At 72.3% G+C, this 19,746-nt stretch carries 19 protein-coding genes and 2 tRNA genes; 6 read left to right on the forward strand and 15 right to left on the reverse strand.

All coding sequences use genetic code 11. From position 1 onward, the window contains the following. Positions 1-8 precede the first annotated feature (8 nt). The 3 genes from AAD528_RS10795 to AAD528_RS10805 are packed head-to-tail and all read right to left on the reverse strand — an operon-like array spanning position 9 to position 2,470. Positions 9-1,103 (reverse strand): glycosyltransferase, encoded by a 1,095-nt coding sequence (locus AAD528_RS10795; protein ID WP_345752080.1) that lies wholly within the window; start codon positions 1,101-1,103, stop codon positions 9-11. Positions 1,104-1,132: 29 nt separating this feature from the next. Next, positions 1,133-1,975 carry a DNA-formamidopyrimidine glycosylase family protein gene (locus tag AAD528_RS10800; RefSeq protein ID WP_345752081.1) on the reverse strand — a complete coding sequence of 281 codons (843 nt, stop codon included), beginning with the start codon at positions 1,973-1,975 and terminating at the stop codon, positions 1,133-1,135. A gap of 24 nt (positions 1,976-1,999) precedes the next feature. Further along, positions 2,000-2,470, reverse strand: a complete 471-nt coding sequence (locus tag AAD528_RS10805; RefSeq protein ID WP_345752082.1) for an SRPBCC domain-containing protein — start codon at positions 2,468-2,470, stop codon at positions 2,000-2,002. Between the two features lie 88 nt (positions 2,471-2,558). Here AAD528_RS10805 and AAD528_RS10810 point away from each other — a divergent pair, with 88 nt between their 5' ends. Both AAD528_RS10810 and AAD528_RS10815 read left to right on the forward strand, forming a co-directional pair. After that, on the forward strand, positions 2,559-3,215 hold the full coding sequence (locus tag AAD528_RS10810; RefSeq protein WP_345752083.1) for an NAD(P)H-binding protein: 657 nt from the start codon (positions 2,559-2,561) through the stop codon (positions 3,213-3,215). A 62-nt stretch (positions 3,216-3,277) separates the two neighbouring features. Next, positions 3,278-3,490: a hypothetical protein gene (locus tag AAD528_RS10815; RefSeq protein ID WP_345752084.1), complete on the forward strand. Its 213-nt coding sequence runs from the start codon at positions 3,278-3,280 to the stop codon at positions 3,488-3,490. A gap of 15 nt (positions 3,491-3,505) precedes the next feature. Here AAD528_RS10815 and AAD528_RS10820 read toward each other — a convergent pair whose 3' ends face one another. From AAD528_RS10820 to AAD528_RS10855, 8 genes are all read right to left on the reverse strand, one after another. Next, positions 3,506-4,693 (reverse strand): bifunctional 2-methylcitrate synthase/citrate synthase, encoded by a 1,188-nt coding sequence (locus AAD528_RS10820; RefSeq protein ID WP_345752085.1) that lies wholly within the window; start codon positions 4,691-4,693, stop codon positions 3,506-3,508. Between the two features lie 10 nt (positions 4,694-4,703). After that, the gene (prpB, locus tag AAD528_RS10825) at positions 4,704-5,603 is read right to left on the reverse strand and encodes a methylisocitrate lyase (protein WP_345752086.1); all 900 of its coding nucleotides are present in this window, start codon (positions 5,601-5,603) and stop codon (positions 4,704-4,706) included. Then, the gene (locus tag AAD528_RS10830) at positions 5,603-7,117 is read right to left on the reverse strand and encodes an MmgE/PrpD family protein (RefSeq protein WP_345752087.1); all 1,515 of its coding nucleotides are present in this window, start codon (positions 7,115-7,117) and stop codon (positions 5,603-5,605) included. The genes prpB and AAD528_RS10830 overlap by 1 nt, the downstream gene beginning before the upstream one ends. Next, entirely contained in the window at positions 7,114-7,782 is a 669-nt protein-coding gene (locus AAD528_RS10835; RefSeq protein ID WP_345752088.1) for a GntR family transcriptional regulator, read from the reverse strand. The genes AAD528_RS10830 and AAD528_RS10835 overlap by 4 nt, the downstream gene beginning before the upstream one ends. 162 nt (positions 7,783-7,944) lie before the next feature. Beyond that, positions 7,945-8,036, reverse strand: a tRNA-Ser gene (locus AAD528_RS10840). 82 nt (positions 8,037-8,118) lie between these two features. Then, on the reverse strand, positions 8,119-9,381 hold the full coding sequence (locus tag AAD528_RS10845; protein WP_345752089.1) for an LCP family protein: 1,263 nt from the start codon (positions 9,379-9,381) through the stop codon (positions 8,119-8,121). Between the two features lie 59 nt (positions 9,382-9,440). Next, positions 9,441-9,528, reverse strand: a tRNA-Ser gene (locus AAD528_RS10850). Positions 9,529-9,645: 117 nt separating this feature from the next. After that, entirely contained in the window at positions 9,646-10,836 is a 1,191-nt protein-coding gene (locus AAD528_RS10855) for a M20 family metallopeptidase (protein WP_345752090.1), read from the reverse strand. A 78-nt stretch (positions 10,837-10,914) separates the two neighbouring features. Here AAD528_RS10855 and AAD528_RS10860 point away from each other — a divergent pair, with 78 nt between their 5' ends. Together AAD528_RS10860 and menC are read left to right on the forward strand one after the other, a co-directional pair. Next, complete coding sequence (locus AAD528_RS10860) at positions 10,915-11,745, forward strand: hypothetical protein (RefSeq protein WP_345752091.1); 831 nt, start codon at positions 10,915-10,917, stop codon at positions 11,743-11,745. Further along, a complete protein-coding gene (gene menC / locus AAD528_RS10865) occupies positions 11,742-12,869 on the forward strand; it encodes an o-succinylbenzoate synthase (RefSeq protein WP_345752092.1) in 1,128 nt (375 codons plus the stop codon). Before AAD528_RS10860 ends, menC begins: the two co-directional genes overlap by 4 nt. A 17-nt stretch (positions 12,870-12,886) precedes the next feature. On the opposite strand, the gene AAD528_RS10870 is transcribed toward menC, so the two are convergent. The 4 genes from AAD528_RS10870 to AAD528_RS10885 form a co-directional block, all read right to left on the reverse strand. Then, positions 12,887-13,966: a Glu/Leu/Phe/Val dehydrogenase dimerization domain-containing protein gene (locus AAD528_RS10870; RefSeq protein ID WP_345752093.1), complete on the reverse strand. Its 1,080-nt coding sequence runs from the start codon at positions 13,964-13,966 to the stop codon at positions 12,887-12,889. Between the two features lie 233 nt (positions 13,967-14,199). Further along, entirely contained in the window at positions 14,200-15,036 is an 837-nt protein-coding gene (locus tag AAD528_RS10875) for an HAD family hydrolase (protein ID WP_345752094.1), read from the reverse strand. Next, the gene (gene serS, locus AAD528_RS10880) at positions 15,033-16,298 is read right to left on the reverse strand and encodes a serine--tRNA ligase (protein ID WP_345752095.1); all 1,266 of its coding nucleotides are present in this window, start codon (positions 16,296-16,298) and stop codon (positions 15,033-15,035) included. Before serS ends, AAD528_RS10875 begins: the two co-directional genes overlap by 4 nt. 76 nt (positions 16,299-16,374) lie before the next feature. Further along, positions 16,375-17,100 (reverse strand): dienelactone hydrolase family protein, encoded by a 726-nt coding sequence (locus AAD528_RS10885; RefSeq protein WP_345752096.1) that lies wholly within the window; start codon positions 17,098-17,100, stop codon positions 16,375-16,377. A 93-nt stretch (positions 17,101-17,193) separates the two neighbouring features. On the opposite strand from AAD528_RS10885, the gene AAD528_RS10890 reads away from it, so the two are divergent. Beyond that, positions 17,194-18,477 carry an HNH endonuclease signature motif containing protein gene (locus AAD528_RS10890; protein WP_345752097.1) on the forward strand — a complete coding sequence of 428 codons (1,284 nt, stop codon included), beginning with the start codon at positions 17,194-17,196 and terminating at the stop codon, positions 18,475-18,477. Between the two features lie 47 nt (positions 18,478-18,524). Then, positions 18,525-19,745: a GNAT family N-acetyltransferase gene (locus tag AAD528_RS10895; RefSeq protein WP_345752098.1), complete on the forward strand. Its 1,221-nt coding sequence runs from the start codon at positions 18,525-18,527 to the stop codon at positions 19,743-19,745. Position 19,746 lies beyond the last annotated feature (1 nt).

Consider the following 19,746-nt stretch of genomic DNA (forward strand, 5'->3'; position numbering starts at 1 on the left):
GGTCCGGGTCATCCGGATCGATCGAGCATCGCCGCGATCCGGTCGGCGGCGACCAGGGCGCCGGGAGGCTGAGACCGCAGGCGCCGGCCGGTTCCCTCCGCCCGCGCGCGGATGCCGCGGTCCGCGAGGATCTCCGAGGCCGCAGCTCGGATCGTCTCGGTGCGGGCCGACTTCGGCAGCCGGCGCCCGAGACCCGCGTCCTCGATCACGCCGCCGATCAGGCGCTGATCGGCCGTGGGGTTGACCGGCAGGATCAGCAGGGGGACGCCGTGCGCGAGCGCCTTGAACGTCGTGGAGTGTCCGCCGTGGCCGATCACGAGGTCGACCATCGGCAGCAGCTCGCGGTGATCGACCCAGCCGCGCACGTCCACGTTCGCAGCTCCCGGGAGCTCACCGCCGAGCGGGACGCCGCCGGTCGTCACGACGGCGTCGACGGGAAGCCCCGCGAGCGCGGCGACGATGCGTCGGTACACCGACAGCATCCCCGGCCACTGGGTGGAGCTGAGCGCGACGAGCACGCGCGGGCGGTCGCCGCGCGGGCCGGGCTCGACGCCGACCTCGGTCGTGCCGGTCCACGTGGCCCCGGCGAGCGCCGGGTCGTCGCGTCCCGGATCGAGCTCCGGGTCGGTCAGCAGCAGTCGCTCCGCCGCCTCGGCCCAGACGGCGCGCGGGCTCACGCCGAGCAGGCGGAAGGCGGCCCCCGCCGGTCCGCGGTCGAACCAGCGCGCCCAGTACGCGCCGAAGGTGTGGAACAGCACCACGACGGGAGCGCCGGTGTCCAGTGCGCCGCGGATCACCGCGGGCAGGATGCAGTCGACGACCACCGCGTCCGCGCGACGCTCGGCCACGAGCGCGGACGTCGCTGCCGAGGTCGCCCGGCTCGTCATCAGCCGCAGCGCCGCGCGCAGCTCGCGCGGCCCCTGCTCGCGCCCCTCCGGCTTGATCCCGGTCGCGGCGGGGAACGGAGGCTGCGGCAGCGTGGTGCGCGCTCCGCTCAGGCCGGCCACCTCGACGTCCATCCCGCGGCGCGCCAGCTCCTCGGCCACGGCGAGCGCCGGCGGGACGTTCCCGCCGAGGTCTGCGGTCAGGAACAGCGTCTTCATGTCACCCTTCCCCTCTGCTCGCGCGGCGCTCAGCCGAGCGGCACGCCGCCGGTCTGGCACGTCGGGCAGTACTGCGCTCCACCCTTGGATCCGGGCACGTCGCGCACCGTGTCGCCGCACACCGGGCACGCCTCGCCTGTCCGGCCGTGCACGCGCATGGAGGCGACCTTCTCGGCCTTCTGCCGGTCGATCGGCACGCCGCGGCGGGCGTCGAAGGCCGCGCCCAGGACGTCCCGGATCGTGGCGTGCAGCCGGGCGCGCTCTTCCTCCGTGAGCGCGGACGCATGCACGACGGGCGACAGCTTCGCGGCATGCAGGATCTCGTCCGAGTACGCGTTGCCGATGCCGGCGAGCGTCTCCTGCTCCTGCAGCAGCGCCTTGAGCTGTTTGCGCCGGCGGCCCGCGATCCCGTCGAAGGCCTCGCGTGTGAAGTCCGCGGAGAGCGGATCCGGGCCGAGCTTGGCGACGGACGGCTCGCGCGTGGGGTCATCCGTGACGGAGACGTTGAGCGACAGCCAGTCCCCCGCGTCGGTGAGCGCGAGCTCGGCGCCGTCCTCGAACCGCACGCGCACGATGACCGGCAGCGCACCATCCGGACCCGGATCGCCGCGCTCCGACCAGCGCGCCCAGCCCGCGCGGCCGAACCCGATCAGCAGGCTCGGGCCGCCTCCGCCCGGCTCAGCCGTGTCGATCGCGACGTGCTTGCCGAACCGCCGCGCGCCGGTGACCGTGTGGCCGCGCAGCTCGTCCGGCGGGCGGTCGCGGGTCTTCAGCGCGCGGAACTCCTCGAGCTCGACGTCGCGGATGACCCGCCCGGTCGCGCGATCGCGCACGAACCCGGCGAGCGCATCCACCTCCGGCGATTCGGGCACGCCGTCATCCTCTCGCGCGAGCGCTCAGCCCGCCAGCAGCGCGGGCAGGCCGTTCAGCCGCAGCCGGATCGCACCGGCCAGGTGATCGATGTCGACCTGGCCCGTCGGATCCGTCGGCACGAGGAACGCCACCTGCTCGGTCCACGTCAGATCGGTTCCCTCGTCCGCGGGAGACAGCTCGACGGTGACGAGCGAGGTCCAGCGCGTGACGTCGTCGATGCTCGACGCGTACTGGTAGACGACCCGCTGTCCGGGACGCAGCTCGATGTACCGCGTCGCGGACGCGACCCGCTCGACCCGGCCGTCGGGATGCGTGAACACGGCGGTCAGGAGGTCGCCCGAGCCGACGCGGGGGTCGAACGCCCGCGTCGCGCCCGCCCCCGGGGCCTTCATCCATCGCTTCAGGATCTCCGGATCCGTGAACGCGGCGAACACGCGATCGGGAGCGGCGTCGACATGGCGGGTGACGACGATCGTGTCGTGACGCACGGGCATGCCTCGACGATAGCCATCGCGAGCGGCGCCCCGACCCCGCGCCGAGAGCAGAATGGAGGGCACTGACGGCACGACGAGAGGACGATCCATGAAGGTGTTCCTGATCGGCGCGGCCGGCGGGATCGGGCGGCGACTGGCCGGCCTGCTCGCCGAGCGAGGCGACGAGGTGACCGGCATGCACCGGCGCCCCGAGCAGGCGCAGACCATCGAGGCGGCCGGAGCCACCCCGGTCGCGGGCGACCTCATCGCGGACGACGTGGACGCGCTGGCCGAGCGGATGCGCGGACACGACGCGGTCGTGTTCTCCGCCGGAGCGCACGGAACGGGGCCGGACAAGACCAGCGCGATCGACGGCGAGGGGCTCGTCAAGGCTGCGGATGCCGCCGCGCGGGCGGGTGTCGCGCGCTTCGCGCTCGTGTCGGTCTTCCCGGACGCGGGCCGCGGCGGCGAGGCGAGCGAGGGCTTCGAGCACTACATGCGCGTGAAGAAGACCGCCGACGTCCACCTCGTGCAGACCGAGCTGGACTGGCTCATCGTGCGCCCCGGCACGCTGCGCGACGAGCCGGGCGGCGGATCCGTGACCGCCGGCCTCGCGATCGAGTACGGCGACGTGCGGCGCGACAACGTGGCGGCGTTCCTCGCCGAGGCGCTGCGCACGCCCGCGCTGTCGCGCGTCATCGTCGAGCTCACCGACGGCCCGACGCCCGTCGCCGACGCGGTCGCGCGGCTCGCGCGATCCGCCTAGCGGCGGATGGCGGCGGCGCAACCCCCTCGCCCGCGGGCGCCGAGCGCCCTAGCGTCGCGCGCATGGCACTCGACACCATGCTCGCCGCAGACATCGAACAGCAGCTCAAGCCCCTCGACGCCGCCGGGCGCGCGCGGTTCCTGGTCGACCTCGTGGAGGTCGTGCACAACTACGCCACGTCCGAGGCGGTCGGCGAGGCGCAGGCCGGCAGCGCGGAGGGCGACGGCCTCGCACACGTGCTCGAGGCCGCCCGCCGCCACGCCGACGCGACCTGACGCGGATGCGAGGCGTCAGCCGGCGGCCTCCTCGGGCCGCTCCGCGGCCTCGCGCTCCGCGTCATCCGGCACGTAGCCCTCGATGTGCCGCTCGTCCGGGCCGTTGTAGGCCGACAATGGGCGGATGAGCGCGTTCGACGCCGCCTGCTCCAGGATGTGCGCGGTCCAGCCGGTCACGCGCGCCGCGACGAACAGGGGCGTGAACGTCAGCGTGTCGAAGCCGATCAGGCTGTACGCCGGGCCCGACGGGTAGTCGAGGTTCGGATAGATGCCCTTGCGTCCCACGAACTCGCTCTCGAGCATCGTGTACAGATCCAGGATCTCCGGACGGTCGTAGTGCTCCACGAGCGTGTCGAGCGCGCCCTTCATCGTCGGCACGCGCGAGTCGCCGCTCTTGTAGACGCGGTGGCCGAAGCCCATGATCTTGCGCTTGGCGCCGAGCGCCTCGTCGAGCCACGGCACGACCCGGTCGGCCGATCCGATCTCGTCGAAGATGTGCATCACGGCCTCGTTCGCGCCGCCGTGCAGCGGGCCCTTCAGCGCGCCGATCGCCGCGGTGACGGCCGAGTACAGATCGCTCAGCGTCGAGGTCACCACGCGCGCCGTGAAGGTCGACGCGTTGAAGGAGTGCTCGGCGTACAGGATCATCGACCGGTTGAACGCGTCGACGACGACCTCATCCGGCTCCTCGCCGAACGTCATCCAGAGGAAGTTCGCCGAGTAGTCCAGGTCGTCGCGCGGCGGCACGATCTCCTGGCCGCGGCGGCGGCGCTGGCCGTACGCCACGATCGCCGGCAGCGCGGCGAACAGGCGCAGGCTCCGCTCGAGATTCTGCTCGGCGCTCCCGCCGGCGTCGAGCGTCGTGCCGGTGCCGGCCAGGTCCTTCGCGCCGATCGCGCTCACGGCCGTCCGCACCTCGTCCATGGGGTGGGCGTCGAGCGGCAGGAGGTCGATCACGGCCTTGACCTCGTCCGCCAGCGCCCGGTGCGCGCGCTCCTGCGTGCGCAGCTCGGCGAGCTGCGCGTCATCCGGCAGCTCGCCGTGCCACAGCAGGTGCGCGACCGCCTCGAAGGGCTGTGTCGCGGCGAGCTGCTGCACGGGGTAGCCCCGGTACAGCAGGCTGTTCGTCTCGGGGTTGACCTTCGAGATCGCGGTCTCGTCGGCGATCACGCCGGCGAGCCCCTTCCTGATGTCCTCTGCCATGATCCTGCTCCTACTTCCTGATCTCGAAGTTGAAGATGTCGTCGTCGAACCGGTTGTAGCCGGAGTAGTCGATGAGCTCGTACAGGTCGGCGCGATGCTGCATCTCCCCCAGCTTGCCGGTCAGATGCCCGTCGTCGACCAGCGTGTCGAGCGCGCGCTCGGCCGCGCCCATCGCCATCCGCAGCAACGACACCGGCCAGATCACCATGCGCACGCCCGCGTCCCGCAGCTGGTCGACCGTGAACAGGTCGCTCTTGCCGAACTCCGTCATGTTCGCCAGCACGGGCACGTCCACGGCGTCCGCGACGGCCTCGAACTCGGACAGGTCGGCCATCGCCTCGGGGAACACCGCGTCGGCGCCCGCGTCCACGAGCGCCTTGATCCGGTCGATCGCGGCGCCCAGCCCCTCGACGGCGCGGACGTCGGTGCGCGCCATCACGAGGAAGTTCGGGTCGCGGCGCGCGTCGACCGCGGCGCGGATCCGCTGCAGGGCGGTCTGCTCGTCGACGACCTGCTTGCCGTCGAGGTGGCCGCAGCGCTTGGGGTTGACCTGGTCCTCGATGTGCGCGCCCGCGAGGCCCGCGTCCTCGAGCGTCTGGATCGTGCGGGCCACGTTCATCGGCTCGCCGAATCCGGTGTCCGCGTCGACGATCGCGGGCAGCTCGGTCATCCGGGCGATCTGCCCGGCGCGGCCGGCGACCTCCGTGAGCGTCGTGAGGCCGATGTCCGGCAGGCCGAGGTCGGCCGACAGCACGGCGCCCGAGATGTAGACGCCCTCGAACCCCTTGCGCTCGATGAGGCGGGCGGACAGAGGGTTGAACGCGCCGGGCAGGCGCAGGATGTCGCCCGACGCGAGCCGCTCGCGGAACAGGCGGCGCTTCTCGTGCGCCGGGGTCTGGGCGTACAGCATCAGAACAGTCCCTTCGGACCGGGCGCGATCACGCCGGGCTTCGCGACGATGTTGAGCGCGCGCATCTCGTCGGACGACAGCTCCGGCAGGCGCTCGGCGAGCGCGAGGAACCGGTCGATCTCGGCCGCGTCGAGCACGGGCTCCGCCAGCAGGCGGAATTTGCGAACGTAGTCCGCGCGCGCGAACGGCCGGGCGCCGAGCGGATGCGCATCCGCCACCGCGATCTCCTCCACGATCCGCGATCCGTCGACCAGGTCGATCTCCACGCGTCCGCCGAACGCCTTCTCGTCGGGGTCCTCCGAGTGGTAGCGGCGCGTCCACTCCGCGTCCTCCGTGGTCGTGACCTTCCGCCACAGCGCGATCGTGTCGGGCCGCTGCGCGCGCTCTGGGGCGTAGGAGTCGACGTGGTGCCAGCCGCCGTCCTGGAGCGCGACCGTGAAGATGTACGGGATCGAGTGGTCGAGCGTCTCGCGCGACGCGGTGGGGTCGTACTTCTGCGGGTCGCCCGAGCCGGATCCGATCACGTAGTGCGTGTGGTGGCTCGTGTGCAGCACGACGGCGGAGATGTTCGCGGGGTCGCGCAGCTCGGGGCGCTCGGAGCCGAGGCGGCGGGCGAGGTCGATCCAGGCCTGCGCCTGGTACTCGGCCGAGTGCTCCTTCGTGTACGAGTCGAGGATCGCGCGCTTGGCCTCGCCGGCGGCGGGCAGCGGCACCTCGTAGCGCCCCTCGGGGCCGTCGAGCAGCCAGGCGATCACGCCGTCCTCGCCCTCGTAGATGGGCGACGGGCTGGTCTGGCCGCGCATCGCCCGGTCGACGGCCTCGACGGCCATCTTGCCGGCGAAGGCCGGGGCGTGCGCCTTCCACGTGGAGATCTCGCCCTTGCGCGACTGCCGCGTGGCGGTCGTGGTGTGCAGGGCCTGGGCGACGGCCTGGTAGATCGTCGCGGCGTCGAGGCCGAGCAGGGTGCCGATGCCGGCCGCGGCCGACGGGCCGAGGTGGGCGACGTGGTCGATCTTGTGCTTGTGCAGGCTGATGGCGCGAACGAGGTCCATCTGGATCTCGTACCCGGTCGCGATGCCGCGCACGAGTGCCGCGCCGTCGGCGCCGACGTGCTGCGCGACCGCCAGGATCGGCGGGATGTTGTCGCCCGGGTGCGAGTACTCGGCCGCGAGGAACGTGTCGTGGTAGTCGAGCTCGCGCACCGCGACGCCGTTCGCCCAGGCCGCCCACTCGGGGCTCGCGACGGCGTCGACGCCGAACACGCTGGATCCGTCCCCCCCGCGAGAGACCGGGTGGTCCAGGGCCTGCGCGCGCGCCGAGACCACGGGGCCGCGGGTCAGGGACGCGGCCGCGACCGACGCGTTGTCGATCACGCGGTTGATCACCATGTCGGCGACCTCCGCCTCCACGGCGACGGGATCGACCGCGACCTCCGCAATCCTCCAGGCGAGCTGCTCCTCGCGCGGGAGCGGCTCTTCGCTGCGGTAGGTGCGGACGGGGTGCAGAACGGTCATCGGTGAGCCTCCGGGAGGGTGTCGAGGATGTGCGTCAGGGCTTCGTGAAGGTGGATGTGCGTCGCGTGCGCGGCGAGCGTCCCGTCGCCGTCGGCGATCGCGGAGGCGATGAGCCGGTGCTCGGCGACCGAGGCCGCGAGCCGCGCGGGGCGGTCGCTCGCGAGGCGGCGGACGCGGACGAGGTGCGTGCGGATCGTCCGCAGCGCCGACGTGAGGTAGTGGTTCGCGACGGCCGCGTCGACGGCGTCGTCGAAGCGGGCGATCAGGGCGTAGTAGTCCTCGCGTCCGGCCGCATCGCCGAGCCGGGCGCCCGCGCGTGTGAACTCCTCGGCGAGCGCCCGGAAGACCGTGCGGTCGCCGCGCTGAGCCGCCAGCCGGGCGGTCGTCGTCTCGAGTGCGGTGCGCGCCTCGAACAGGCGACGGATGTCGTCGGCCGCGAGGCGGGAGACCGCCGTCACGCGCGGCGACTGCTGCACGACGAGGCCGTCCGCGATCAGCCGGTTCAGCGCCTCGCGCAGCGGTGTCCGGCTCACGCCGAGCCGGGCCGCCTGCTCGACCTCGCCCAGCACCGTGCCCGCCGGCAGGCGCCCGGACTGGATGTCCTCGAGCAGCGCCCGGTAGGCGCGCTCGCCCGCGCGGACGGAGGAGGCTGCGGTGCCGGACATGACGCCAGTGTATACACAGGTGACTCGATGTGAATGAGTAGCGCGTGAAATCATCCCGATCGCATACACAGCGCGAGACGTGTGTTGCACGCTTTCCGCCGCAACCCTGGAACGAATCAGGCCCCTCGCTCCCTGCACAAGCAGGAGCGAAGGGCCTGAGAATGGCGGAGACGGAGGGATTTGAACCCTCGGTCCCCATAAGGGGACTCCACCTTAGCAGGGTGGTGCACTAGGCCTGACTATGCGACGTCTCCAGATCCCGGAGGATCCGCGCACCCGCTCGCGGGCGCGTCATCCCATCCTAACCGGTCGCGGGACCAGCGCGAAAACGGGGGCTCAGAGGCCGGAGCCCTGGGCGCAGCTGGTGTCCTCGGCGGTGCGTCCGGGAGCGGCCAGCTCGGGATCCGGCGTCTCGGTGGCGCCGGGCGTCTCGGTCGGAACGGGCGACTCCGGGGGGCCTTCGGTCGGCGGGGCGGCCGGGTCGACCGACTCGTTCGCCTTCATCATCGCGAACATCTCGTCGGCGGCGACCTCGTCCGGCACGACGCGGTTGGGGTCGTACGGATCCTCGGCAACGGGGAACTGCAGGAACACGATGTCCGAGAGCGGCACGTCCTTGGCCGCCATGGCGATCTGCACGAGCGTGACCGGGTTGGTGAGGTTCGAGCTCGGGTCGACGTTCGTGAGCGTGGTGCGCGCGAGCGAGAGCAGCGTGCCGGGGTTCGTCAGCACCTGCTCGCTCATCAGCTTGCGGGCCAGCGAGGACATGTAGACCTGCTGGTTGCTGATGCGGCCGAGATCGCCGCCGTCGCCGACCCCGTGGCGCGAGCGCAGGAACGCGAGCGCCTGCTCGCCGGCGAGCGTGTGCGTGCCGGGCTCGAGGTAGAGCATGCCGGCCTCGACGTCGTTGATGCCCTGGTCGACGCACACGTCGACGCCGCCGATCGCGTTGGTGATCTCGATCACGCCGTTCCAGGTCACGGTCGCGGCGTAGTCGATCTTGAGCTCGGGATCGTGCGGCGTGGTCAGCGTGTCGATCGTCGACGCGACGCACGCGAGGCCGCCGGCCTCGTACGCCGTGTTGATCATGTTCTTGTCCGACGCCGCGGTGACCTCGCCGTCGGCGTTCGTGCACTCCGGAGTCGGGATCATCAGGTCGCGCGGGAACGCGATCGCCGTGATCTTGCGCGGCTCGGGAGAGATGTGCACGAGCAGGTTCACGTCGTTGCGGCCGGCCTCGAGCTGACGCCCGTCCTCGCCGTACATCGAGCGATCGCTCGGGCAGCGCTCGCCGAACTTCTCGTGCGAGTCCCACTCGCAGATGTCGACGCCCGTGAGCAGGAGGTCGACGCCCTCGTCGTTCACGAGCTGTCCGATGTCCGGCGGTGCCGTGTCCTGGCCGTCGAGGTCGACCGCGTTGGCCGCGAACGTCGACGACAGGTCCCACGTCGCATAGGCGGCGACGCCCACGCCCGCGACCATCACGCACGCCGCGGCGATGCCGATGATGCGCATCAGCCGCGCGAGCGGGCTCGGCGCCCCGAGTCGGCCGTGACGCGCAAGCGTCCGGCGGCCGCGTCGCTTCGACGTGTCGCTCATCCGGGGCCTTTCGGGGGTTCGGCTGGTCGCTTCGACTTCACTCGTTCAGCGACCGGAGGTGGCGGAGGGTGTGGGATTCGAACCCACGGGACATCGCTGCCCGCTGGTTTTCAAGACCAGATCCTTCGGCCGCTCGGACAACCCTCCTCGACAGGGTCTCCCCTGCTGATCAGGCGATCAGTCTAGTGGCACGGCCAACTCTCGATTGTGCCGGGCGGCTCTGGACGACCCCTGAGCGGGGCACGAGGAGACGCTGAACGCGGGTCAGCCGCCGAGCAGGTCGCGCAGCAGCGCGACCAGCAGCGCGGTGCGCGGTGCGATGTGATCGACCATCACGTGCTCGTAGTCGGCGTGCGATCCGCCTCCGACCGCGCCGAGGCCGTCGAGGGTCGGCACGCCGATGCCGGCCGTGAAGTTGCCGTCGGAGGCGCCGCCGACGACGATCGCGTCCGGCAGCTCCACGCCCAGCTGCCGCGAGACCGCGTGCGCGCGCCGCCAGACGCTCTCGGCCGCCGCGGTCTCGAGCGGCGGGCGATTCACGCCGCCGGACACCGTGACCGTCGCCCCCGTGTGCGAGACGAGCGTCGCGAACGCCTCGTCGATGCGCGCCTGCTCGGCCCTCGTGAGCGCGCGGACGTCGACCATGAACGACGCGCGGGCCGGCACGGTGTTGGTGGTGGTGCCGGAGTGCGCGACGGTCGGGACGACCGACGTGCCGGCGACCGGGTCCGCGAACCCGAGGACGACGCCCACCTGGTGCGCGAGCTCGACCGTGGCGTTGAGGCCCTTCTGCGGCTCGAGCCCCGCGTGCGCGGCGCGCCCCGTGATGTCGACGCGGTAGTTCGACACGCCCTTGCGTCCGATCTTGAGCGCTCCGTGGTGGCCGTCCGGGGTGTCGCCGGACGGCTCGAGCACGAGCGTGGCGATGCAGCCGCGCGCCTCCTGCTCGATCAGCGCCCGCGACGTCGGCGATCCGACCTCCTCGTCGCCCGTGACGAGCAGCGTGATGCCGGCGTGCGCCAGCTGTCCGCCGGGTCCGTCGGCGAAGGTCGCCGCCGCGTGCAGCGCCATGACCAGGCCCGTGAGCATGTCGAAGCAGCCGGGACCGCGCAGCACGCCGTCCTGGATCGAAAAGGGGTGCGACTCGATGGACCCCATCGGCCAGACCGTGTCGTGGTGCGCGAGCAGCAGCACGCGGGGCGCATCCGGCTCGGGCGAGCCGATCCGCCAGCGCAGGTGCGTGACGCCGTCGATCACGAGGCGCTCCGGGTCGAAGCCGATCAGGCGGCGGCCGATCGCCGCGATCAGATCGGCCGAGCGCGCCACGGACGTGAGATCGGACGACGGCGACTCGCACCGGATCAGGTGCTCGAGATCCACGAGCATCTCGGGGAGGACCTCGTCGGCCCACGTCAGCAGCGGGTGGCTCATCCGGGTCGCCCTCGCATTCCTCATCCGGCACGTCCTCCCGACGATACTCCCGGCCCCGGCGCGGATCGCCTGAGCGCGACCGGATGCTGGGATGCTGTGGGCATGGATCCGGTCGCAGACGCGCGCGCCCTCGCCGAGCGGGCGCTCGAGCGCGCGGGCATCCGGCTCGACGAGGTGCACGACGCCGCCGACTGCCGGCGCCTCGCCGAGGTGCTCGGTCGCGTCTGGGGGCGTGCCGGCACCGAGCTGCTCGACCCGCCGCTGCTCGTCGCGCTCGCCGGCGCGGGGAACCACGTCGCGCTCGCGTTCCGCGGCGACGAGCCTATCGGCGGCGCCCTGGGCTTCTGCGGCCCGCCGGGACATCCCTTCCACTCGCACATCGTGGGCCTGCTGCCCGAGGCGGCGGGCCGCGGCGCGGGACGGGCGATCAAGCTCGCGCAGCGCGCGTGGTGCCTGGATCGCGGGATCGAGCGGATGACGTGGACGTTCGATCCGCTGATCCGGCGCAACGCGCACTTCAACATCCGCGTCCTGGGCGCCCGCCCCGTGGCGTACCTGCCCGCGCTGTACGGCGAGCTGCGCGACGCGATCAACGCGGGCGAGGAGTCGGACCGGGCGCTCGTCGCGTGGGATCTCCGCGCCACGCCGCCCGCCGGGACCGGGGTGACCGTCGACGGGCACGCCGCCGTCTCCGACGACGGCGGCGCTCCCACGGTCTACGCACCGCCGCCCGCCCGCGCGGACACGGCGCTCGTCTGCCTGCCTTCCGACATCGAGGCGACGCGCCGGACGGACCCGGATCGCGCCCACGCCTGGCGCGGCCAGACCCGCGCCGCGCTGAGCGACCTGATGAGCGGCGGCTGGGCCGTCGACGACTTCACCGACGCCGGGCAGTACGTGCTGCGCCGGCGCCGCCCGGAGGGAACCCCATGAAGCTCCGCCAGCTGCGCCTGCACCACATCGAGATGCCGCTCGTGGCTCCGTTCACGACGTCGTTCGGCACGCAGACGGTCAAGCGCACGTTCCTCATCGAGGCCCGTCTCGAGACCGCCTCCGGCGAGCTCGTGACCGGATGGGGCGAGAACGTCGCGCTCGACGATCCAGTCTACTCGTCGGAGCACCTCGCGGGCTCAGCGCTCGTGATCGAGCGCTGGCTGGCGCCGATCCTGTTCGCCGCGGAGGACGTCACCGCCGAGACCGTCGGGCATCTGCTGCGCCGGATCATCGGCCACAGCATGGCCAAGTCCGCGCTCGAGATGGCCGTGCTCGACGCGCAGCTGCGGGCCGACGGCCGCTCGTTCGCGTCGTACCTGGGCGCGGTCGCGACCACCGTGCCATCGGGCGTCTCGGTCGGCATCCAGCCGTCCGTCGACGACACCGTGCGCGTGATCGGCGGCTACCTCGAGCAGGGCTACGCGCGGATCAAGCTGAAGATCCAGCCCGGATCGGATCTGCCGCACGTCGCGGCCGTGCGCCGCGCGTTCGGTGACGACCTGCCGTTCCAGGTGGACGCGAACGCCGCGTACTCGCTCGCCGATTCGTCGCACCTGCGCCGGCTGGACGACTACGGCCTGCTGCTGATCGAGCAGCCGCTCGGTGAGGCCGACATGCGCCAGCACGCCGAGCTCGCCACGCTCATGCGCACGCCCGTGTGCCTGGACGAGTCCATCGTCTCGGCCGAGTCCGCGGCCGATGCGATCGCGCTGGGCGCGGCCGCCGTGATCAACATCAAGCCCGGCCGCGTGGGCGGGTACCTCGAGGCGCGCCGCGTGCACGACGTCTCGCGCGCTCTCGGGATCGCGGTGTGGTGCGGTGGCATGCTCGAGACGGGGATCGGCCGGGCCGCCAACGCGGCGCTGGCGGCCCTCCCCGGGTTCACGCTGCCGGGCGACATCTCCGGCTCCGACCGCTTCTACGCCGAGGACATCACGACCGAGCCGATCCGGATGCACGACGGCGTCGTGGACGTCCCGACCGGCCCCGGGTTCGGCGTCGACGTCGATCACGAGCGCCTGGGCCGCTTCCGCACCCGCGTGCAGGAGCTCGCCGCGCGCTGAAGGCGCCGCGCGGAGCGTCAGGCCCGGGCGGCCGCCAGGCGCGCGGCGACGACCTCGTCCGCGGCGGCGCCCGTCGGGATGCCCGACTCGGCCGAGCGGGTCAGGATCTCCCGCGCGGTGTCGCCGATGCGGCGCACGTCCGCGGTGACCTCCTCGGGCGAGCGCCTGAGACGCTCGGCGCCGGCGAGGTGGATGACGCCGCCCGCGTTCGCGACGTAGTCCGGCACCCAGAGGATGCCCGCCGCATGCAGGGCGGCGTCCTCGTGGGGCGTGGGGAGCTGGTTGTTCGCGGCCCCGCACACGAGCCGTGCACCGAAGGATCGGGCGCGCTCGACCGTGACGGTGGCGCCCAGCGCGCACGGCGCGTAGACGTCGAGCTCCGGCCCCGTGAGCGTCTCCGCGAGCTGGACCGCGCCGCCCGTCGCGGCGCTCACGCGCTCGCGCGCGGCGGGATCCGGATCCGCGACGACGACCGTCGCCCCCGCGTCGAGCAGCAGGCGGGTGAGCACGCCGCCGACCTTGCCCGCGCCCTCGACGCCGACCACGCGTCCCTTGAGTCCCTCGTCCCACTGCCGCTCCGCCCCGGCGCGCATGGCGGAGAACACGCCGAGCGCGGTGGCCGGGCCGCTGTCGCCCGAGCCGCCCGCCGCGGCCGTGCGGCCGGTGACGTGGGTCGTGACCTCGCCGATCACGTCGAGGTCGTCGGAGTTCGTGCCGAGGTCGGCGGCGGTGACGTATCGGCCCTCGAGCGAGTCCACGAAGCGGCCGTAGGCGCGCAGGAGCTCGGGTGTCTTTGCGGTGCGCGGGTCGCCGATGATCACGGCCTTCGCGCCGCCGAACGGCAGGCCGGCCGCGGCGTTCTTCGACGTCATCCCGCGCGACAGGCGCAGCACGTCGTGAAGGGCATCCTGGTCGGACGGGTACGCCTTGAACCGCGTGCCGCCGAGCCCGGGGCCGAGCGTCGTGTCGTGGATCGCGATGATCGCCCGCAGTCCCGACTCGTCGTCGCGGCAGAAGAGCACCCGCTCGTGTCCCGCGAGCGTCTCGTCGCCGATGTCGAGCGCGTCGGCGGCCGGGGAGATGGTCATGGTCTGCATCGAATGCCTCCTCAGACGGCGCCGCCGCGGGTGGGTGCCGTCGCCGTTCGTGTGTCGCGCCCCGCGCCTGAGTCGTCGGGCAGGACCGATCCCGTCGCGGATCGCGCAGAAGGGATGTCAGCAGTATCCGGATCGGCGCGCACCTGCGTCAATGGATCCGGCGCGGGCTGGGCGATGTGACATCCGGCGCCTGCCGCGGCGGGTCTGCGTCGCGCAGATCGCGCAGTCGCGGGTCAGGCCCCGAGCAGCTGGTCGAGCGCCTGCGCGACGCCGCCGTCCGCGACCGCGCCCGTGGCATCCGTCGACTCCGCGACGACCTCCTCGGGCGAGTCGGCCATCACGAACGCGCGGCCGCCGTGCTGCTTCGCCCAGCGGAACATGCCGATGTCGTTGCGCCCGTCGCCGATCACGACGACGTCGGCGGGGGCGATCTCCTGCCACTGCCGCACCTGCTCGAGCGCGGTGGACTTGTCGACGCCCTTCGGCGCGATGTCGAGCCACGCGCTCCAGCCCACGGCGTAGGAGACGTGGTGCAGGCCGATCTGCTCGACGAGGTCGATGAAGTCGACGCCCTCGTAGCCCTCGCCGTTGTGCTCGGGCGAGACGACGACGACGCGCGCGACCTGCTGACCCTTCATCTCCTCGAACTCCACCCGGCGGGCGGTCTCACGCTGCAGACCCCAGTCGTCGACGAAGTGCGTGTAGAGGCGCGTGCCGTCGGCCAGCTCGACGAGGTAGTTCGCGTCGGGCAGGTGCTCGTGCAGCAGCGTGAGCACCTCGGTCGGGTCGAACGTCTCGGTCGTGTGTCGCGCGTAGCCGGTCTCCTGCGTCGCGTCCCGCGACAGGATCGCCGCCCCGTTCGAGCACACGACGTACTCGGGCAGGATCGACAGGCCGTGCAGGATGTGCGAGGTCGCCTCCCAGCTGCGTCCGGTCGCGATGGTCACGATGTGGCCGGCCTCGACCGTGCGGCGGACGGCATCCTCGACGCCCGGGCTGAACGTCTCGTCCTCGAGCACCACGGTGCCGTCGAGGTCGAGCGCGATGAGCTTGCGGCCCGCGGCGGTCACCGCACGGGCTCCAGCACCTCGAGCCCGCCGAGGTACGGGCGCAGCACCTCGGGCACCACCACCGAGCCATCGGGGCGCTGGTGCGTCTCGAGGATCGCGACGATCCAGCGCGTGGTGGCGAGCGTGCCGTTCAGCGTGGCGACGTGCTGGGTCTTTGCGCCGTCGGGACGGTGCCGGATGTCGAGACGACGCGCCTGGTACGTCGTGCAGTTCGAGGTGGAGGTGAGCTCGCGGTAGGCACCCTGCGTGGGGACCCAAGCCTCGGTGTCGTACTTGCGTGCGGCGCTGGAACCGAGGTCGCCGGCCGCGACGTCGATCACGCGGTAGGCGAGGCCGAGCGACTGCAGCATCTCCTCCTCGAGCGCGAGCAGGCGGGCGTGCTCGGCCTCGGCCTCCTCGGGCCTGGCGTAGACGAACATCTCGAGCTTGTTGAACTGGTGCACGCGGATGATGCCGCGGGTGTCCTTGCCGTACGACCCGGCCTCGCGGCGGTAGCACGTGGACCATCCGGCGTAGCGCAGCGGGCCGTTCTGCAGGTCGACGATCTCGTCCTTGTGGTACCCGGCGAGCGCGACCTCGCTCGTGCCCACGAGGTAGAGATCGTCGGCCTCGAGGCGGTAGATCTCGTCCGAGTGCGCTCCGAGGAAGCCGGTACCCGCCATGATGTCGGGGCGCACCAGGGTGGGCGTGATCATCGGCGTGAAGCCGTTCTCGAGCGCCTTGTTCAGGGCGTAGTTCATGAGCGCGATCTCGAGTCGCGCGCCGACGCCCTTGAGGAAGTAGAACCGGGCGCCCGACACCTTCGCGCCGCGCTCCATGTCGATCGCGTCGAGCTTCTCGCCCAAGGCGAGATGATCCAGCGGTTCGAAGTCGAACGCGGGGCGGTCGCCGACCTCGCGCAGCACGACGAAGTCGTCCTCGCCACCCTCGGGAACGCCGTCGAGCACGACGTTCTCGATCCTCGACATCGCCGCCGTGAAGCTCTCCTCGGCGGCGGTCACGGCCTGCTGGGCCGCCTTGACGCTGTTCGCGAGGTCCTTCGCCTGTGCGACGAGCGCGGGCTTGTCGTCCTTCGCTGCCGAGGCGACCGTCTTCCCGAAGGCGTTCTGCTCGGCGCGCAGCTCCTCGAAGGCCGCGATCGCGCCGCGGCGCGTCTTCTCGGCCTCGACCGCGGCGCTGACCGTCTCGGGCGAGTGCCCGCGCGCCACCTGCGAGCGGATCACGAGGTCGGGGTTGTCGCGGAGGAGCACGGGATCGATCACCCCGCCAGTCTAGGCCGCGGCGTCTCGGGTGCCGCTCGGCCCCGGTTGCCGAGCGAGCGAAGCGACCGGGGTCGACTCACGCCAGGTGCTCGGCGACGAACGCGGTCGCTCTCCCCCAGGCATCCGCCGCGATCTCGGCGCGATACGCCGTGGCGTTGGTGTCGTTGAAGAACGCGTGGCCCGCGCCCTCGTAGACAACGGCGGTGAAGTCGATGCCGGCGGCGTCCATCGCCTCGCGGACCTCGGGAAGCGCGTCGACCAGCCGCGGATCGTCCTGGCCGTACAGCGCGAGCACCGGGCACGCGATCCGGACGATCCGATCCGGATCCGGCGCGGTGCCGTAGAACGGCACGGCCGCCCTGATCCGCGGGTCGGCGGCGGCGAGCGCGAAGCTGTACGCACCGCCGAAGCAGAAGCCCGTGACGGCGACCTTTCCGTCGACCTCGGGGGCCAGCGCGTCGACGAGCGCGACGAGACGCTCGGTCGCCCACGCGCCGTACTCCGGCGAGCGCGTGGGCGCCAGCAGATCGCGCAGCCGCGGCTGCATGGCCGTGCGCACGGCCTCGTCCGGATGCCGCAGCGCCTGCGAGAGCTCCTCGCCCACCTCGGGCGTGATGCCCACCCGGGTCAGGATGTCGGGCGCCACCGCGAGGTAGCCCTCGCCCGCCCAGCGGTCCGCGACGTCCTTGATGTGGTCGACGAGGCCCCAGATCTCCTCGATGACGATGACGGCTCCGCGCGGCGTGCCGGCTGGATCGGCGCGGTAGACGTCGAGTCCGGCGACGTTGATCATGGTGCCCATGCGGCCAGCCTATGGGCGCTCCGATTCATGCGAATCGCGAAGACATCCATTCGGCCTCTTCCGTTATTCGAAGGTTTGTTCTATAGTATGAGCATGACAGGCACCCCGTTCGAGGGCCGCTGGGAACTCTCCGACTCTCAGCGCGAGCAGGTGCGTGGCATCAAGGATGCGTTCGCGAGCCTCGCGAAGATGAAGGCCGGCGTCGCCGCGATCGAGGCGACCCTGCATGCGCAGGCGCAGCAGATCGCCTACGAGGTGCTGAAGTCGCTCCCTGGCGCGCCATCGAAGTACCAGGTGCCGCTGCGGGCGATGGCCGCCGACCTCGCCGCGGTCGAGCGCGTGTCCGACTCCACCGTGCGCAACCGGATGGACGACGCCGCCCTGATGATCCAGCGCTTCCCTGCGACGTTCACGGCGCTGGCGCAGGCAGAGATCTCCGCCGCGCACGCGAGCGTGATCTGCGACGAGGGTGCGCGGCTGGAAGATCCCGAGACGCGTGCCCGGTACGAGGGCATCGCACTGCAGTTCGCCGACACCACGCCGGCGAAGCTGCGGGCGATCTGCCAGGCCCTGGGCGAGCGCCTCGAGCCGCGCTCGATCGCAGAGCGCCATCAGGAGGCGAACGATCGCCGCGGCCTCTGGGTCGGCAATGTCGAGGACGGCATGGCCGACATCATCCTGCGCGTCGACGCGGCCCTCGCCGCCGGCATCGACGACCGCACCATGGAGACCGCCCGCGCCGTGAAGGCCGCGGCCGCTGGGGAGGACGGGGACCCGCGCACGCTGGCGCAGATCCAGGCCGATGTCGCCACCGACCTGCTCCTCACCGCCACGCCGACCGCGCACGGGAAGGGCCTGGAGGGCATCCGGGCGGTGGTGCATGTCACCGTCCCGGCCGAGGTGATCGCCGGCGCCGACGACCGCCCCGCCCACATGGCGGGCGTCGGCACGATCGCGCCGGGCACCGCGCGCCGCCTGGCCGGCAAGACCCACACCTGGGCTCGGCTCTTCCTCGACCCGAAGACGGGTGTCCCGACTGCGGTCGACTCCTACGTGCCGTCCGCCGAGCAGCGCCGCCTCCTCGTCGCGCGGGACGAGATCTGCCGCTTCCCCGGCTGCCGCCGCAAGGCGCGCCGCTGCGACATCGACCACACCGTCCCGTACGCCCACGGCGGCGCGACCGACGTCGACAACCTCGGCGCGCTGTGCCGCGCCCACCACGTGGTCAAGCATCACTCCGACTGGCGCGCCCGCAACCTCGGCGGCGGGGTCTACGAGTGGATCACCCCCACCGGCGAGGTCCTCCACGAGGACCCGCCGCCCGCGGTGCGGTTCATGGCTGTCGCCGCCGCCGACGCGGATCCACCGCCGTTCTGAGCCGATGGCGCGTGTTGCCCACCCACGTCGACCACTAGCCTGAGCCGGTGCCACTCGACGTCCGTCCCACCACGTTCGAAGACGCCATCGCCGCACGGCGGCTCGGCGCCGAAGCGTTCGGTGTTCCTTCGACGCCACCTCCGGTTCCGACCCCGGGCAGCTGGCCGCCGGAGAACGTCCGACCCTGGATCGTCAAGGACGGCGACGACATCGCCGGGGTGCTCTCCGTCCGGTCCTTCACGTCGTGGTTTCACGGGGCGCGCGTGCGCACGGCCGGCATCGCCGGGGTGACAGTCGCCGCGGAGCGACGCGGAACCGGCATCCTCCGGCCGATGTTCGCGGCTGTCCTCGCCGACGCTCGGCAGCGGGGCGAGGCGATCTCGACGCTGTATCCGACGCAGGCCGGCGTCTATCGCGGTGTCGGCTACGAGATCGTGGGCGCGTATCAGGTGTTGCGTGTCCCGATGCCCGCGCTCGCCAAGGTGCGCCCGCCGTCGGGAGGCACGCGTGCCAGACGGGCGACGGCGGAGGATCTCGCCGGCATCCAGTCCGTGTACCGCTCGTGGGCGAGCGGTCATAACGGCCCGCTCACCCGCGAGGACGTGCCGTTCGCCATGGAGGCCGACGAGATGTTCGGCTCCGAGTCGACGTATACCGGGATCAGCGTCGCCGTCGACGGGGAACGGATCGTCGGCTTCGTCAGCTGGACGCGCGGAACCGGCTACGACCGGACCGGCACGTTGGAGGTCGACGATCTCGTCGCCGAGACGCCGGATGCTGCGAGAGCGCTGTGGCGGGTGATCGCGTCATTCGATCCTGTCGTCGGGTCCGCCGACGTGCCGACCACCGCCGGGTGGTCGGGGGCCGATCCGATTCGCCTTGTGCTGCCGGATCACGCGGCGACGATCGTCCGGGATGAGCCGTACATGCTGCGGATCCTGGACGTCGAGGCGGCGCTCGGCCGAGCGATCCTGCCACCGATCCAGGCGTGCGTCCCCTTCGCGGTCGTCGACCCGACGACACCGGACATCGAGGGTTCGTGGTCTCTCGAGACCACGGGAGACGGCAGCCCGACGATCGGATCCGACCGCGGCGAGAACCCGGACCGGCTCGTCTTCACCTCGGCCGGGCTCGCGGTGTCCTACGCCGGCTCCGTTTCGACCACGGCGCTGCGCCGTGCCGGCCACCTCACCGGCCCGACCACCCATGACGCCGCCTGGGACGCGCTCTGGCGCGGCCGCGACATCCACGTGCGCGACTACTTCTGAC

It is taken from the genome of Microbacterium rhizophilum, assembly GCF_039605615.1.
Classification (GTDB): Bacteria; Actinomycetota; Actinomycetes; order Actinomycetales; family Microbacteriaceae; genus Microbacterium; species Microbacterium rhizophilus.

Bases quoted from the DNA above. Each gene is read 5' to 3' on its own strand.
- AAD528_RS10885 (WP_345752096.1), bottom strand. From the start codon at position 17,100: ATGGGCACCATGATCAACGTCGCCGGACTCGACGTCTACCGCGCCGAT.
- AAD528_RS10860 (WP_345752091.1), top strand. From the start codon at position 10,915: ATGGATCCGGTCGCAGACGCGCGCGCCCTCGCCGAGCGGGCGCTCGAG.
- AAD528_RS10830 (WP_345752087.1), bottom strand. From the start codon at position 7,117: ATGACCGTTCTGCACCCCGTCCGCACCTACCGCAGCGAAGAGCCGCTC.
- menC (WP_345752092.1), top strand. From the start codon at position 11,742: ATGAAGCTCCGCCAGCTGCGCCTGCACCACATCGAGATGCCGCTCGTG.
- AAD528_RS10845 (WP_345752089.1), bottom strand. From the start codon at position 9,381: ATGAGCGACACGTCGAAGCGACGCGGCCGCCGGACGCTTGCGCGTCAC.
- AAD528_RS10835 (WP_345752088.1), bottom strand. From the start codon at position 7,782: ATGTCCGGCACCGCAGCCTCCTCCGTCCGCGCGGGCGAGCGCGCCTAC.
- AAD528_RS10855 (WP_345752090.1), bottom strand. From the start codon at position 10,836: ATGAGGAATGCGAGGGCGACCCGGATGAGCCACCCGCTGCTGACGTGG.
- prpB (WP_345752086.1), bottom strand. From the start codon at position 5,603: ATGCTGTACGCCCAGACCCCGGCGCACGAGAAGCGCCGCCTGTTCCGC.
- AAD528_RS10795 (WP_345752080.1), bottom strand. From the start codon at position 1,103: ATGAAGACGCTGTTCCTGACCGCAGACCTCGGCGGGAACGTCCCGCCG.
- AAD528_RS10815 (WP_345752084.1), top strand. From the start codon at position 3,278: ATGGCACTCGACACCATGCTCGCCGCAGACATCGAACAGCAGCTCAAG.
- AAD528_RS10820 (WP_345752085.1), bottom strand. From the start codon at position 4,693: ATGGCAGAGGACATCAGGAAGGGGCTCGCCGGCGTGATCGCCGACGAG.
- AAD528_RS10890 (WP_345752097.1), top strand. From the start codon at position 17,194: ATGACAGGCACCCCGTTCGAGGGCCGCTGGGAACTCTCCGACTCTCAG.
- AAD528_RS10870 (WP_345752093.1), bottom strand. From the start codon at position 13,966: ATGCAGACCATGACCATCTCCCCGGCCGCCGACGCGCTCGACATCGGC.
- AAD528_RS10810 (WP_345752083.1), top strand. From the start codon at position 2,559: ATGAAGGTGTTCCTGATCGGCGCGGCCGGCGGGATCGGGCGGCGACTG.
- AAD528_RS10805 (WP_345752082.1), bottom strand. From the start codon at position 2,470: ATGCCCGTGCGTCACGACACGATCGTCGTCACCCGCCATGTCGACGCC.